Genomic DNA, 14,574 nt, shown 5'->3' on the forward strand with positions numbered 1-14,574 from the left:
CAGAAGTAACCTGAACGACTGCTTTCTAAATATGACCGCCGAAATGTCTGCGGAGGCACAAATTGAGCCATGCCAAACATAAAGGATCCAGTAGACAAAGTGCCCACCCCCAAGGTCGACCCCAAGCGCTTGTCATTGGTTGCGAGCGCCAGCCGCAATATGGTTCTGATCCTTGACGCCGCAGGCACAATTGAGTGGGCTAATCCGGTCTTTGAGGAATATACCGGCCATCTGCTGCAGAACATTACCGGTATCCGCCCCAGCGAGCTGCTCAAAGGCCCCGCCACAGATACGACAGCGCTTACACGCATTGCCCGCGAACTGCACAGGGTTAAACAATTCGAAGAAGAGGTTTTGCTCTACACCCGCGCCGGGGAACCATTCTGGGTTCACGCCTACGGGCTGCCTATTGGAGATGAACAGGGCGTGGCGCCGGGTTTTATCGTTATCATGAACAATATTTCGGACCACAAGCACAGCGAACGCGGCCTTCGTATAGCGGCCAGTGTGTTTGACCGAAGCCACGAAGCCATCATCATTTCGGATCAAAACAACCGCATACTCGATGTAAATCCTTCATTTTCGCGGATTACAGGATACAGCCGTGCCGATGTTCTGGGCCTTAACCCTTCCATTCTCAGTTCCGGGCGACACTCCCCGGCCTATTACCGGGCCATGTGGCAGAGCATTGAAGAGTCGGGGCACTGGCGAGGGGAGATCTGGAACCGACGGAAAAACGGGGAAGAATTTGTCGAGCTGCAGTCCATCAGTCGCATTCACCTGGACGAACCCGGAAGCTATTACCATGTGGCTAATTTCACCGATATTACAGAGCTGAAAAATCATGCCAAAGACATAGATCGCGCAGCAAATTACGACGATCTCACCGGCTTGCCCAATTTACAGCTACTGAAAGAACGCCTGCACCATGCTCAGATACAGGCGGATATCCACCAAAAAAGCCTGTCGGTCGGTTACATTGATCTGGATGGCTTCAAGGCAATTAACGAAAACTTTGGAGCAGAGGCGGGAGACAAAATACTGTGTATCCTGGCCAGCCGTCTGGCGCAAGGCTTGCGCAGCGGCGACACAGTGGCCCGAATTGGCGGCGATGAATTTGGCCTTATCCTGCAAAGCGATAACCATGACGCTATCTATGACCGCATACTGTCTTCCATCAACGAACCGGTTGATCTTGGTGGAGAGGCAGGCTCGATCGTTGTTACAGCAAGCCTTGGCATCACCCGCTACCCTGAAGACAACGCCGACGCTGAAGGCCTGATTCGCCATGCCGATCAGGCCGTATACGCAGCCAAGGACAAAGGGCGAAACCTGCTACACGTTTTTGACCCGGAACAGAACGAACATCGCCAACAGAGACGCGCGCAACTCATAGAGCTCAGCCGGGCGCTGGAAAACAAAGAGTTTGAGCTCCACTTCCAGCCTCAGGTGCGGATAGCCGATTGTAAAGTCATTGGTTTTGAAGCACTTATCCGCTGGAATCATCCGCACAAAGGGCTGCTTTATCCAGACGCGTTCCTGCCATCGCTGGAAGCCAGTCACCTGGAAGTGCCCTTGGGCCAGTGGGTTCTTGAAGAGGCAGTTTTTCAGATGGGTCTTTGGCACGATGCGGGCGAGGATTTGTCTGTCAGCATAAACATCAGTGCGCGACACATGATGGACTGGAGCTTTACCTCCTACCTGGAAAACTATCTGCAGTGTCACCCGGCAATCAAGCCGGAACAAATAACCCTGGAAGTTCTGGAATCGACCTCTCTGGAGGACATAAAACGTGCCAGTGATGTGCTTGCCCGCTGTCAGGAACTGGGGTTCCGCGTTGCTCTGGATGACTTTGGCACGGGTTTTTCGTCACTGTCCTACCTCAACACTTTACCGATCGATCTGGTAAAGGTAGACAAGAGTTTTGTGATCAACATGCTCAACGATTCAAACGATCGAGCAATCGTGGAAAGTGTGATCTTTATGGGCCAGCGGTTTAGCCACCCTATTCTGGCCGAAGGCGTTGAAACTTTTGACCATGCCCGTGCCTTGAGCGATTTAGGCTGCGAGTATATGCAAGGCTACGGGGTTGGACGACCAATGCCAGCTGGCAATGTTCTTGAGTGGACGCAGCAGTGGCGCAAGAGCCACCCTGCCTCATCTGAGGCAGCGCAGCCTGCAGGCTGGTAGTTTCAAGCACGCCCAGCTATCGATAACGACGCGGATCTAACGTTGTTAGCCGGTCCGGATGGAATACCATCATACCCGTTACAATCGCGCCGTTCACAAAGCCCTCGGGAATCATGAACAACGGAAGATACCGCAGGTAGTCGTGAACCAGTTCTGAAAACTCATACACTCCGCTAAACCAGAGCATCAGGCACATCACCAGTCCTGCCGCAGCCACTGATATACCCGCCCCGAAAAAACCGCAGAAGAAAATATAGGCAAAGAAATTACTGAAGTTCCGATGGCGCTCCCAAAGCATGATGCCATGGGTTACAAGCGCAGGAATCATCACGGTAATCAAGCCATTCGCAGCAAACATGATGACCGGCTCCCGGCCGGTAATCACAGTGAGAACCAGGGCCAAAAGCCCGGCGAATACTGCCAGCCCCCAACCCAGCACCAAAGTGACCGCGGTGATACCAAAGATATGAATGGCGAGGCCGGGATAGATGCCGGCGCGCAACTGCCAGATAAAACCCAAGGCAACCGCTGCGCCAAAAAAAGAGTGCTGCAGAACATTGTCTGAACGCAAGGTGCGCCAACGCACAGAGCGTGCGGCCTGCAACAGGACAAGCAGAAACAGGAACAGTGTTACAAACCACTGGCCGGTCGATAGCAGATTGTCGGTCATGCCCATAATAAAAAGCGCTCGCTGAAATCCGGAACCGGCTACATGATAACGGTGTTACCGACCCCATAACCAATGGTCTGGATTATACGAAGCAAAGCCGGAACAGAGCCCTGCATCAGGCGACGTCTTTTAGTGGGCCCCGGCTATCAGTGAGCGCCTGCCAGGCTTCGTAAGTGCTGAGAAATACCTGCCCACCCAGATGCGACAGAAACTCAGTGCGCTTCAAGCGATCCATAACAGGCCCCTTCACCTCGGAAAGATGCAACCGAACCCCGGCATCTTTCAGCCGTTCGTTTATAGCCTCCAGGCTTTCGAGGGCCGACGCATCCACCAGGTTAACCGCAGGGCACACCAAGACCAAATCTCTCAGTTCCGGCTCGCCGGCGGCCAAATCCATCACCGCCTCTTCCAGAAAGCGGGCATTGGCAAAATACAGGCTTTCATCGACACGTAAAAAGGTCACCTTCGAGCACAACTCAACCTTGTGCCTCTGCACATTACGGAAGTGCTCCGTGCCCGGAACCCGGCCAACAACCGCGCTATGGGGACGGCTGGTACGGTACAGGAACAGCCCCACAGAAAGCACAACCCCAGCAATAATGCCTGCTTCCACGCTGTGCACAAGCGTCAGGACAATAGTCGCCAGCATGGCGCCAAAATCAGTACGGGAATAGCGCCAGGTGCGGCCCAGCGCCGGCAAGTCGATGAGTGTTGCTACGGCAACAATGATGGTTGCGGCAAGAGTGGCCTGGGGCAAAAAGGCAATGGCTGGTGTAAGAAACAAAGTTGCGAGGGCAATTCCGACGGCAGCATAGGCACCCGCAGCTGGCGTCTCTGCGCCCGCATCAAAGTTGACGACGGAACGTGAAAACCCACCGGTAACAGGCATACCACCTGAAAAACCCGCGCCCAGGTTGGCCGCACCCAGGCCGATCAGCTCCTGATCCGGGTCGATTCTCTGGCGCCGCTTTGCGGCCAGCGTCTGGCCCACAGAAACCGACTCCACGAACCCCACCACGCTGATCAGCAAGGCACTGACCGCCAGTTGCTGCCAAAGCCCCCAGTCCATCGAGGGCATGGTCAGCTCTGGGAGCCCCGAAGGCACATCACCCACCAACCGGACGCCTTGAGTATCAAGCTGGAGCAACCAGGCAACCAGCGTAGTTACCAATATCGCAAGAATCGGTGCGGTTTTGGTAAGAATATCCGCCAGCCGGGAGCCAATACCTGAACGGATCAGCAATGGCTTTAACTGCTTGCGCGCAAAGACAAGAAACAGCAAAGCTCCGGAGCCAATCAACAGGGTTGGCAGATTGGTATCGCCCAACGACACAACCAGGGACTGACCAATGGTCAGCAGGTTCTGGCCAGAGGCTTGCACGCCTAAAATATGTTTTAGCTGGCTTGCAGCGATCACAATTCCAGAAGCAGTGATAAAGCCGGAGATCACCGGATGGCTGAGAAAATTAGCAAGAAACCCCAGCCGTAAAATGCCCATCATGGTGAGCATAAGCCCCGACATAACGGCCAGCAGTATGGCCCCGGCAACGTATTCCGGGCTTCCGGTCTCAGCCAAAGGCGCCAGTGCAGCGGCGGTCATAAGAGAGACCACCGCCACCGGGCCCACTGAAAGCGTGCGGCTTGTACCAAAGAGAGCGTAGAGCACCAGTGGCAAAATGCTGGCATACAAACCTATATGCGCAGGCAAACCAGCCAACAGGGCGTAAGCCAGGGATTGCGGAATCAGCATCACGGTCACAATAACCGCCGCCACCATGTCACTGGTGGCCTGGCTACGTCCGTACTTTGGCGCCCACTGAAGAATAGGCAGAAAGCGTTTGAAGTTCATTCGGTGCTCAGAAGAAGTTGACCGGAACTTTCAGGTACACCTGGCCATTATCCTCTGGCGGCGGCATCTCTCCTGCCCGCATGTTCACCTGCACAGAGGGTAGAATCAGCCGTGGCATATCGAGGGTTGCGTCGCGCTCGGTTCGCATCTTCACAAATTCGTCCTCGCTGATGCCGTCGTGCACGTGAATATTGGCCTCACGCTGCTCTGCCACGGTTGTCTGGTGCACATACTCATCCCGTCCCGGGGCCTTGTAGTCATGGCAAAGGAAAATACGGGTTTGCGCCGGCAGGGCCAGCACCTTGCGAATCGACTGGTACAGCACACGGGCATCGCCACCCGGAAAATCACACCGCGCGGTGCCATAATCCGGCATGAACAGGGTGTCTCCCACAAAGGCCGCGTCACCAATCACGTAAGTCAGGCAGGCGGGAGTATGGCCAGGCGTGTGCATTACACGGCACTCAAGCCCGCCAATCGCAAAGGTGTCACCGTCCCGGAAAAGGCGATCAAACTGACTGCCATCGCGGGCAAATTCTGTACCCGCATTAAAGGCCTTACCGAAAATTTCCTGCACATCCCGTATGTGGGCGCCAATGCCGGTTTTTCCGCCGAGTTTCTGGTGAAGATATGGCGCGGCAGACAGGTGATCCGCATGAACGTGAGTTTCCAGAATCCACTCAACACTCAAACCATTCGCGCGCACGTACTCAACAATCTCATCTGCGGAGCGCACATCGGTAGTGCCTGAGGCGTAGTCAAAATCGAGTACTGAATCGATGATGGCACAGGCCTGGCTGGCAGGGTCGCGCACCACGTAGCTGAACGTATTGGTGGGTTCATCAAAAAAATGTTGAACAATAGGGCTGTTCACTGCACTCACCTCCGTTGGGGCGTAATCCTACACTTAAATTCTAAGGATATACCAAAACGGAATATAAGGTGAAATTCTCTTTTCCTATATGCGCGATACCCCTAATGCATCAACAAGACAGTCGCGCCCCGCCTGCTTTGCAGCATAAAGCCTGTCGTCTGCCAACCGGATCAGCGGGTCAGGCCAGGTTGGAACAACATCCAGTTCACTGATATCAGCAACACCGGCACTCACCGTTAACGGCACGACTTGACCCTCAAGAACGAAATCATGATTGCGCACGGCACAAAGAATACGGCCTACAATACGTCGTACACCTGCCGGGCTTATACCGCTGAACGCAACCACGAACTCCTCCCCACCAAAGCGCGCCACCACATCGGCTTCCCGGGTTTGTTCCAGAAGAATATCGGCAAAATGACGCAGGCAGTTATCACCGCCCAAATGACCGATGGAGTCGTTAATCTGCTTGAAGCGGTCGAGGTCGAACATGGCCAGCGCAAAGGGCTCCCCGTAACGGCTGGCACGGCTCAGCATTTCATGAAGCCTTGGCATCAGATAGCGGCGGTTGTGCAGTTTGGTTAAGGGGTCACGAATGGATTGGTTAAGAAGCTCACTCTCAAGCCGGTTGCGCTCAAGCGCACCCGAAAGCAGGCTGGATACGATAATCAGGAGGTCTGCCTGGTCTTCTCGCCAGGCACGCTTACGGATGGAATCCACGCCAAAGAAGCCGGTTACCACACCTCGCACACGAACCGGCACACAAAACATTGAGCACACACCCTGCTCCTCAAGCATCGTACGCTCGGGGCCGATCGGTATCTGTTCTATTTCTTCAACAAAGATGACCCGGTTGCCACTCACCATTTCGTTGATTTTGCACTTCCACCATTCAAAGTCGTCAGTTGGCACATTGCGCTGATCATCAATAAGGGGTTGCACATCGGCGGAACACCATTCGTGAGTGTTATCCATAACACGGTAGTCCGGAGAAAACTCATACAAGTAGGCCCTGTCCACCTCAAAAAAGCTGCCAATGGTTTTCAATAACTCGGTAACGCATTGATCAATAGTGCCAAAGCCCAGATTAATAAACTGGGTCGACAGATTGGCAATCAGCTTCTGAAAATCAGCCTGGAATGCTGATTCTGCCTCGCGTTCCCTGAGTGTGTGTTCAAGGTCTTTGTAACACTGAATATTATGGTACTGGCCATGCCAGATGGTACTTCCATCGCCCTGGCGTTCCGGCACTGCGTGGGCCTCAAACCATTCATAATGCCCGGCCTTCACTTTTACTCGAGCCTGATATTCCCATGGGGTCAGGGCTGCAGCAGACTCAACAATACTCGCTCTTACAGCAGACACATCATCTGGATGGACCGCAGCAAACAAAGCATCTGCGCTTTCCCGCAATATATCCGGAGCGATGCCCAGCAGGCTCTGCACCTGCTCGCTGATAAACAAAAACCGATGCGCCTCACCATCCGCGCTTAGCCAATATGTGCTGAGCACATCGGGAATAGCCGAAACCAATTTCCGGAGCGGTGAGTCCGTATTGGCACACCATTGACGCTTACCAGCCTGTTCTGTCATGGGCTGCTCATTTGCTTACCGCGAATTTGCCTTGTTCAAAAAAGTGTAGTCCACAGTGCCACGCAGAGCTATTTCTGAGCAGCGCATCTGATCTGTTGATAAAAATCACCTATAGCACCAATTGGAATATCCTTATTCCATTAAGCGCCTATAGAGCTATAGTGAACTCAACACCAACGGCATAGGAGCCATACCATGGAACAATCAAACAACCCAGTATTCGGTTTGCCACGTTTGAATGAACGCGCCCCTGAGTTCAACGCCCCCACTACCGATGGCGTAAAGACCCTCGACAGCTACAAGGGCAAATGGCTGGTGCTTTTCTCCCACCCGGCTGACTTTACACCGGTCTGTACCACTGAATTCATGGCCTTCGCGAAGATGGCGCCGGAATTCAACAAGCGCAATTGCGAGCTGCTGGGTCTGTCCATAGACAGCCACCACTCACACATTGCGTGGATGCGTAACATCAAGGAGAAGTTTGGCGTCGAGATACCCTTCCCGATCATCGCCGACCTTAAAATGGATGTTGCCCGCGCTTATGGCATGATTCACCCGGGTGCTGCAGACACATCTGCGGTCCGTGCAACCTTCATGATCGACCCGAAAGGCGTGCTGCGGGCGATGGTGTACTACCCCATGAGCAACGGCCGTTCTATTCCGGAATTCCTGCGCCTGCTGGATGCCCTGCAGACCAGTGACGAGCACGGAGTAGCAACGCCTGAAGGCTGGCAGCCAGGTGATCGCGTTATCGTGCCACCCGCAGCCACTGCGGCAGAGGCTGACCAGCGCGTAAGCTCCGGCGAGTACGACTGTGTAGACTTCTACTACTGCACCAAAGAGCTGTAAGCATCGATAGTATTCGTTAGAAAAGGCTGCCCTTCCTGGCTTGTTAATGGCCAGGAAGGGCGATTCCTTCAGGAAAAACATCCGCACTCATGATACCTTCCAGACACTCCCGTTAGCCGGCGTTTCACTGCCCGAGGGAACACCCTCAGCTGAACCGAGTCGCACATGCCCACAAAAGCACATCAGCTTTCCAATGAATGGCAAGCCTTCTGGCTGGCCGTTGGCTTTCTCACCCGCATTCCCATGCTCGCTCGCATTGATTACTCCCAGAAGCTGATGAACCAGTGCAGCATGTACTTCCCGCTGGTAGGGCTTTTGCTCGGTGCCTCATATGCCGGCTTGTTTGCGCTGCTTAATCTGGCTTGGAGCCCGCTGGTGTGCGTGCTGCTGGTTTTGTGCTTCCACTTGTTTGTTACCGGCGCTTTCCATGAAGACGGTCTGGCCGACAGTGTGGATGCATTGGGTGGTGGATATACCGTTGAGAAGCGCCTGGAGATTATGAAAGACAGCCGCATCGGCACCTATGGCACCGTGGCATTAGTCATGGCTTTGGGCCTGAAAGCTGCGCTGCTGATGGATGCCCAAAGCATCTGGTTGGCGCTGCTGGTAGCGCCCGCGATCAGCCGGCTCACACCCTTGCTGTTGATGGCATTTCTGCCCTATGTGACCGATCCGGACAAGAGCAAAAGCAAACCTGTGGCGGAAGGCTTCTCGCGCAACCGTTTGCTGGTCAGTTGCGGGTTTACCGCGTTGGTGGCTCTGGCTTTCAGCCTGTGGTTGCCGGGGCTGTGGCTGGCCGCAGCAACCGCAATCATTGCCGTGGCGTTGCTTTGGGGCTGGTATCTCAAGCAGCAATTGGGCGGTTACACCGGCGACGCGCTGGGGGCCAGTGTCGTGTTTTGTGAGCTGGTCTTTTTGCTCGGGCTCTAGCCCTTAGACTGCACCCTCAATCTACTGAATACGACAGTATGCGCGACAGTTGGCTATACGGCAGACCAGTTTCCTGGTGCCAGGCGGTAAACGCTGCCTGTGCCTGCTGCAATCCTTTCTTGCTCGTGGGCGAAGCATCCAGAAGATTGGCATGGCGCAGGCCGGCAACAACATCGTGGGACAGGATAAAACCGTCCCAGCCCACCATACGCAAAAAGTACTGGGCGCTGTTACCGCCCAAGCGAGAGCCATTGCGCTTTAACCACAGCAACAAGCCCATCTGATCTTCCGACGGCCACTGGCTCAGGAATGCGCCAAAGCTGCCATGTTCCCGCGCCGCATCCATAATCATTCGGGCATTCTCCGGCACAGTGCGGATTTTCTGCATGTTGCGCACAATTCGCTCATCCTGAGCCAGCTCTTCCAATACGTCTGGCGGTACCTGCTGCCAGTAGGCAGGCACAAAGCCATGGAAGGCCGCTTCGAAACCTGCCCATTTGTTATCTATAACTCGCCACACAAAACCGGCTTTAAATACGCAGCGGGTAATCTCCGAAAGGTAGCGATCGTCTGCCCGCGCCTCCAGCGCAGTCGCAGCCGGCAATTTGGGCAGCAGGGCATTCAGCTCTTCGATGCCGCCTTTACGTGCAATCGCACGTTCGTGAATCTTTGAAAAACCCATAACGTCTCATCATCGATTTAGTAATAGATGGCCAAGAATTAATGTCGCTTTTTAATTAATAGTGACCTAACTCAAAACATTTTCTCATATTTCTACTACCTTGGGGTTAACGATCCGGAAATCGTGCTCGCTCCTGGCTGCACAAGAACATATTGCTCTCAGCTGGAGTCGAGTCCCTTCATTAGCTCTACACACTGCCTGTGCAGATAAAAGGAGATGCGCTGTGGATGATGAATTCCGATCCCCTGAAACCCCTTCTGATAACACGCCGGATAACTCACACAATGACCCGGAACAGGATCTGGCAACGCGGTTCCCCACCGCTTACACCATTCTGTTTTTGCTGATCATATTTGTGGCGGCGTTAACCTGGATTATACCCGCCGGGCAATACGACCGCGCAATGAACGAAGAAGTCGGGCGTGAAGTGGCCGTGCCAGGCACCTACCAGACGGTCGACCCCAACCCTCAGGGTTTTATGGAGATAATGCTTGCCCCCACGGCCGGCTTCTATGATCCGGACAGCTATGTGGCCAACGCCATTGATGTTGCCCTGTTCGTACTTTTCCTGGGCGGTTTCCTCGGCGTAATGAACGCTACGGGAGCCATTGATACCGGGATACGCAGCGCCATGCGACACCTCAAGGGCCATGAAATCTGGATGATACCCATATTGATGACCCTTTTTGCCATAGGAGGCACAACCTATGGCATGGCCGAAGAGACCCTGGCTTTCTATGCCATTCTCATCCCGGTCATGATGGCCGCAGGATACGATGCGGTAACCGGGGTAGCCATCATTCTGGTGGGCGCCGGCATTGGCGTACTGGGCTCCACCATCAACCCGTTTGCCACGGTTATCGCCGCGAACGCAGCTCAAATCCCGTTTACTGACGGCATTGTGGTGCGCTTTATCCTGCTCATTGGCGGCCTGCTGATTTGCTCTGCCTACGTTATGCGTTACGCCCTTCGAGTAAAAGCGGATCCATCCCGCTCTGTGGTATCCAAGCAATGGGATGCACACCGCAGGCTCTTTTTGGGCAAGCATGCTGATGAAATCCAGACGTCTACCCTCACCAGAACCCAGATTGTTGCACTCCTCATCTTCGCTGCCACCTTCGTGGTCATGATCTGGGGTGTATCGTCCCAAGACTGGTGGATGGCTCGCATGGGTGCGCTGTTTTTTGGTGCCGCCATTGTGATAGGCATTATTGCCCGCCTTGGTGAGAAAGAGCTCACTGGCAGCTTTGTGGATGGTGCACGCGATCTCTTGGGTGTTGCTCTAGTGGTCGGGCTTGCGCGAGGCATTGTCGTGATTATGGATCAGGGCATGATTGCCGACACCATTTTGCACAGTGCTGAAACATCCCTGGGTGGCCTGCCGGAACTGGCGTTTATCAACCTGATGTTCTGGATTGAAGTAGGCATGAGCTTCTTTGTGCCTTCATCATCCGGGCTGGCGGTTCTGTCCATGCCGATTCTGGCGCCACTTGCTGATTTCGCCAACGTAGGGCGCGACCTTGTGGTAACCGCCTACCAGTCTGCCAACGGCCTGGTGAACCTGATCAACCCGACCTTTGCCGTAGTGGTCGGTGGCCTGGCCATTGGCCGTGTGTCCTACGACCGCTGGATCGCGTTTATCTGGCCTTTGCTCCTGATCCTTACCATCTTCATTTCGGTGGTTATCAGCGCAGCTGCACTTATTTAACGGAGGACTGAACCATGTCTGAACACAAGCTTGGCGTACATTCAGAAACCGGAAAACTGCGGCAGGTGATTGTCTGCCGCCCAGGCCTGGCACACCGGAGGCTGACCCCCTCCAACTGCGACGCCCTGTTGTTTGACGACGTTTTCTGGGTGAAGCAAGCGCAGAAAGATCACGATGTGTTTGTCAGCGTAATGCGTGACCGCGGTGTCGAGGTACTTGATGTTAACGAGTTGCTGGCCGAAACCCTGGACATTCCGCAAGCCCGCAAGTGGATTCTGGACCACCGGATTACCTGGAACGACATAGGCGTGGGGATGATCTCTGATCTGCGCGCCTGGATGGACGAGCTCCCCGGCACCGAACTTTCAAAATATCTGATTGGCGGCCTGGAAGTGGGCGACTTGCCCTTTGACCCCACCGGGCTTTTCGGTAATCACCTTGGCCACTATGGCTTTGTACTGCCACCCTTACCCAACTACCTGTTCACCCGGGACAACAGCGCCTGGATCTATGAGGGCGTTACGCTGAACCCCATGTACTGGGCTGCGCGCCAACCGGAAACCCTGCTGATGGCTGGCGTGTACAAATACCATCCGAAGTTTGCCGGCAAGGTGGATGTGCTCTGGGGTGACCCGACCAGGAACCACGGCCTTGCCACGCTTGAAGGCGGTGACGTAATGCCGGTAGGCAATGGCACCGTGCTTGTCGGTATGGGGGAGCGCTCATCACCCCAGGCCGTTGGGCAATTGGCTAACGCTCTGTTTGAAAGAGGCACGGCGGAACGGGTTATTGCCTGCCAGATCCCCAAAACCCGTGCAGCCATGCATCTGGACACCATCTTTACTTTCTGCGGCGGCAACGTGGTTACCGCCTTTAAAGAAATGGCTGACGAGCTGATTTGCTACGACTTGCGCCCCGGTGAAGGCAAAAAGCACCTGTCTTTCCGCCAGGACCCCCGGCCCTTTTTTAATGTGGTGGCTGACGTTCTTGGCTACAAATCCCTCGAGGTTGTACCGACCGGCGGTGATAACCCGGCCGAGCGGGAACGGGAGCAATGGAACGATGGCAACAACGTGTTGGCGCTAAGCCCCGGCGTGGTCATTGGTTACGACCGCAACGACGACACCAACGCAGCACTGGAAGCCGCGGGCATTGAAGTGCTGGCCATTCCGGGTGCCGAGCTGGGCCGTGGCCGTGGCGGTGGGCGTTGCATGAGTTGCCCCACAATGCGTGACCCCATCTGATCCAGGAGGACAAAGACCATGGCTTTTAATCTGAAGAATCGTCATTTCCTCACCTTGCGGGACTTTTCCCCGCAAGAAATCGGCTTTCTGCTGAGACTGGCCAAAGACCTGAAAGCGGCCAAATACGCGGGCACCGAGGTGCCCCAGCTGACTGGCAAAGAACTCGCGCTGATCTTTGAGAAGAACTCCACCCGAACAAGGGTGGGCTTCGAGGTGGCTGCTTACGATCAAGGCGCCAGAGTGACCTATCTTGGGCCTTCAGGCACCCACATTGGCCACAAGGAATCGGTAAAGGATACCGCCCGGGTTCTGGGCCGCGTTTATGACGGCATTGAGTACCGGGGTTTCGGCCAGAAAATTGTTGAGGAGCTGGCCGAGTATGCCGGCGTGCCGGTATTTAACGGCCTGACCGACGAGTTTCACCCAACCCAGATTCTTGCAGATTTTTTAACCATGCAGGAACACGTTGAGAAACCGCTACATGAAGTGGCCTATGTGTATATTGGCGACGCCGCCAATAACATGGGTGACAGCCTGCTGATTGGCGGGGCCAAAATGGGCATGGATGTGCGCTTGTGTGCGCCAAAAGAGTGTTGGCCAAAGCAGTCCATTCAAGACGAAGCCCGGGCTATCGCTCAGGAAACAGGTGCCCGGATCACCATTACTGAAGACGTTGATGCCTCCGTAGCAGGCGTCGATTTTGTGTACACCGATGTGTGGGTGTCCATGGGTGAGCCGAAAGAAAAGTGGGGCGAACGCATCAAGCTGTTAATGCCCTACCAGGTGAACGCCGCCCTGATGGAAAAAACCGGCAACCCGCGAGCCCGCTTCATGCATTGCCTGCCCGCGTTTCACAACACCGAAACCACGGTGGGCAAGGAAATAGAGGCCGAGTTCGGCATTACTGCCATGGAAGTGACGGATGACGTTTTCGAAAGCCCCGCCTCCATCGTGTTTGATCAGGCGGAAAATCGCATGCACACCATCAAGGCAGTGCTGGTAGCCACACTTGGGGCCTGATACTGGCTCCAACTGCTGAAAAGGATGCACAGGATGCTGATTGTTGCAGCTCTGGGCGGTAACGCCCTCTTAAAGCGCGGCGAACCGTTAACCGCCAAGACTCAGCGCGCCAACGTGAAAATTGCTGCGAAATCACTGGCCAAACTGGTACAGGCCGGACATGAGCTGGTGATTACCCACGGCAACGGCCCCCAGGTGGGGTTGCTGGCATTGCAGGGCGCGGCATACAAGCCTGAGGAAGCCTACCCGCTGGATGTGCTGGGCGCGGAGACCGGTGGCATGATCGGTTATATGATCGAGCAGGAGATGGAAAACGCCCTCAACCATAGCCGTCCTGTGGCAACCCTGCTCACCCAGGTGGTGGTTGACCGGGAGGATCCGGCCTTCAAAAATCCCACCAAATTTATCGGCCCGGTCTACGATAAGGCAGAAGCCGAATCCCGGGCAGCAGCAGCCGGCTGGCACATTGCGGCCGACGGCGACAAATGGCGCAGAGTCGTACCCTCCCCTGCACCTAAAGAAATACCCGACATGCGGGTACTGAAACTGCTACTGGATCAGGGGGTAATTATCATCTGCACCGGAGGTGGTGGCATTCCGGTGCTACGCCGTAACGACGGCAGCATGACCGGTGTAGAAGCCGTGATTGACAAGGATGCCGCCAGCGCTTTACTGGCGCGCGAGCTAAAAGCCGATGCCCTGCTGCTTTTAACCGACGTGGATGCTGTGTATAAAGATTTCAATACACAGGCTGCAACCCCGGTTCGTAAAATCACACCGGAACATGCCCGCAGACTCGATGTACCAGCGGGCTCCATGGGGCCAAAGGTGGCGGCGGCCTGCAATTTCGCCGACACTGGAGGTGTCAGTGGCATTGGCCGACTGGAGGATGCACTCGATATTCTGGGTGGGCGCGCAGGCACACTCATCAGCAAAGACGCCACTCATAACACTTAATCACTCGG

The 14,574-nt window shown here is 54.9% G+C and carries 12 protein-coding genes; 7 read left to right on the top strand and 5 right to left on the bottom strand.

Going from position 1 to position 14,574, the window contains the following annotated elements; all coding sequences use genetic code 11:
• Positions 1 to 69 precede the first annotated feature (69 nt).
• Complete coding sequence (locus FFI61_RS11495) at positions 70 to 2,190, top strand: putative bifunctional diguanylate cyclase/phosphodiesterase (RefSeq protein WP_200370529.1); 2,121 nt, start codon at positions 70 to 72, stop codon at positions 2,188 to 2,190.
• Positions 2,191 to 2,206: 16 nt separating this feature from the next.
• Here the strand turns inward: FFI61_RS11495 and FFI61_RS11500 are convergent, their stop codons facing one another.
• The 4 genes from FFI61_RS11500 to FFI61_RS11515 form a co-directional block, all read right to left on the bottom strand.
• Entirely contained in the window at positions 2,207 to 2,866 is a 660-nt protein-coding gene (locus tag FFI61_RS11500) for an energy-coupling factor ABC transporter permease (protein WP_200201407.1), read from the bottom strand.
• A gap of 109 nt (positions 2,867 to 2,975) precedes the next feature.
• Positions 2,976 to 4,709: a SulP family inorganic anion transporter gene (locus tag FFI61_RS11505; RefSeq protein WP_200370531.1), complete on the bottom strand. Its 1,734-nt coding sequence runs from the start codon at positions 4,707 to 4,709 to the stop codon at positions 2,976 to 2,978.
• A gap of 7 nt (positions 4,710 to 4,716) precedes the next feature.
• The gene (locus FFI61_RS11510) at positions 4,717 to 5,583 is read right to left on the bottom strand and encodes an MBL fold metallo-hydrolase (RefSeq protein WP_200370533.1); all 867 of its coding nucleotides are present in this window, start codon (positions 5,581 to 5,583) and stop codon (positions 4,717 to 4,719) included.
• 84 nt (positions 5,584 to 5,667) lie between these two features.
• The gene (locus FFI61_RS11515) at positions 5,668 to 7,176 is read right to left on the bottom strand and encodes a diguanylate cyclase (protein WP_200370540.1); all 1,509 of its coding nucleotides are present in this window, start codon (positions 7,174 to 7,176) and stop codon (positions 5,668 to 5,670) included.
• A gap of 195 nt (positions 7,177 to 7,371) precedes the next feature.
• On the opposite strand from FFI61_RS11515, the gene FFI61_RS11520 reads away from it, so the two are divergent.
• Together FFI61_RS11520 and cobS are read left to right on the top strand one after the other, a co-directional pair.
• Positions 7,372 to 8,025, top strand: coding sequence for a peroxiredoxin (locus FFI61_RS11520; RefSeq protein ID WP_200201411.1), 654 nt, complete (start codon positions 7,372 to 7,374; stop codon positions 8,023 to 8,025).
• A gap of 165 nt (positions 8,026 to 8,190) precedes the next feature.
• Positions 8,191 to 8,955, top strand: coding sequence for an adenosylcobinamide-GDP ribazoletransferase (gene cobS / locus FFI61_RS11525; protein ID WP_200370545.1), 765 nt, complete (start codon positions 8,191 to 8,193; stop codon positions 8,953 to 8,955).
• A 16-nt stretch (positions 8,956 to 8,971) separates the two neighbouring features.
• Here cobS and FFI61_RS11530 read toward each other — a convergent pair whose 3' ends face one another.
• Entirely contained in the window at positions 8,972 to 9,637 is a 666-nt protein-coding gene (locus FFI61_RS11530; protein WP_200370547.1) for a DNA-3-methyladenine glycosylase I, read from the bottom strand.
• Positions 9,638 to 9,860: 223 nt separating this feature from the next.
• Here FFI61_RS11530 and FFI61_RS11535 point away from each other — a divergent pair, with 223 nt between their 5' ends.
• From FFI61_RS11535 to arcC, 4 genes are read left to right on the top strand one after another with little or no spacing between them, the layout of a single operon-like run.
• Positions 9,861 to 11,345 (top strand): YfcC family protein, encoded by a 1,485-nt coding sequence (locus FFI61_RS11535; protein WP_310965364.1) that lies wholly within the window; start codon positions 9,861 to 9,863, stop codon positions 11,343 to 11,345.
• Between the two features lie 14 nt (positions 11,346 to 11,359).
• Positions 11,360 to 12,589, top strand: a complete 1,230-nt coding sequence (locus tag FFI61_RS11540; protein WP_200201414.1) for an arginine deiminase — start codon at positions 11,360 to 11,362, stop codon at positions 12,587 to 12,589.
• 18 nt (positions 12,590 to 12,607) lie between these two features.
• On the top strand, positions 12,608 to 13,609 hold the full coding sequence (locus FFI61_RS11545; RefSeq protein WP_200370549.1) for an ornithine carbamoyltransferase: 1,002 nt from the start codon (positions 12,608 to 12,610) through the stop codon (positions 13,607 to 13,609).
• Between the two features lie 33 nt (positions 13,610 to 13,642).
• Positions 13,643 to 14,566 carry a carbamate kinase gene (gene arcC, locus FFI61_RS11550; RefSeq protein WP_200370551.1) on the top strand — a complete coding sequence of 308 codons (924 nt, stop codon included), beginning with the start codon at positions 13,643 to 13,645 and terminating at the stop codon, positions 14,564 to 14,566.
• The last annotated feature ends 8 nt before the right edge of the window (positions 14,567 to 14,574 follow it).

The organism is Marinobacter sp. DY40_1A1 (genome assembly GCF_016597815.1).
In the GTDB taxonomy this organism is placed as follows: Bacteria; Pseudomonadota; Gammaproteobacteria; order Pseudomonadales; family Oleiphilaceae; genus Marinobacter; species Marinobacter xiaoshiensis.

Excerpts from the sequence above, each read along its gene's own strand:
- FFI61_RS11515 (WP_200370540.1), bottom strand. The coding sequence starts at position 7,176 with ATGACAGAACAGGCTGGTAAGCGTCAATGGTGTGCCAATACGGACTCA.
- FFI61_RS11520 (WP_200201411.1), top strand. The coding sequence starts at position 7,372 with ATGGAACAATCAAACAACCCAGTATTCGGTTTGCCACGTTTGAATGAA.
- FFI61_RS11540 (WP_200201414.1), top strand. The coding sequence starts at position 11,360 with ATGTCTGAACACAAGCTTGGCGTACATTCAGAAACCGGAAAACTGCGG.
- FFI61_RS11505 (WP_200370531.1), bottom strand. The coding sequence starts at position 4,709 with ATGAACTTCAAACGCTTTCTGCCTATTCTTCAGTGGGCGCCAAAGTAC.
- FFI61_RS11495 (WP_200370529.1), top strand. The coding sequence starts at position 70 with ATGCCAAACATAAAGGATCCAGTAGACAAAGTGCCCACCCCCAAGGTC.
- FFI61_RS11500 (WP_200201407.1), bottom strand. The coding sequence starts at position 2,866 with ATGGGCATGACCGACAATCTGCTATCGACCGGCCAGTGGTTTGTAACA.
- FFI61_RS11530 (WP_200370547.1), bottom strand. The coding sequence starts at position 9,637 with ATGGGTTTTTCAAAGATTCACGAACGTGCGATTGCACGTAAAGGCGGC.
- FFI61_RS11545 (WP_200370549.1), top strand. The coding sequence starts at position 12,608 with ATGGCTTTTAATCTGAAGAATCGTCATTTCCTCACCTTGCGGGACTTT.
- arcC (WP_200370551.1), top strand. The coding sequence starts at position 13,643 with ATGCTGATTGTTGCAGCTCTGGGCGGTAACGCCCTCTTAAAGCGCGGC.
- cobS (WP_200370545.1), top strand. The coding sequence starts at position 8,191 with ATGCCCACAAAAGCACATCAGCTTTCCAATGAATGGCAAGCCTTCTGG.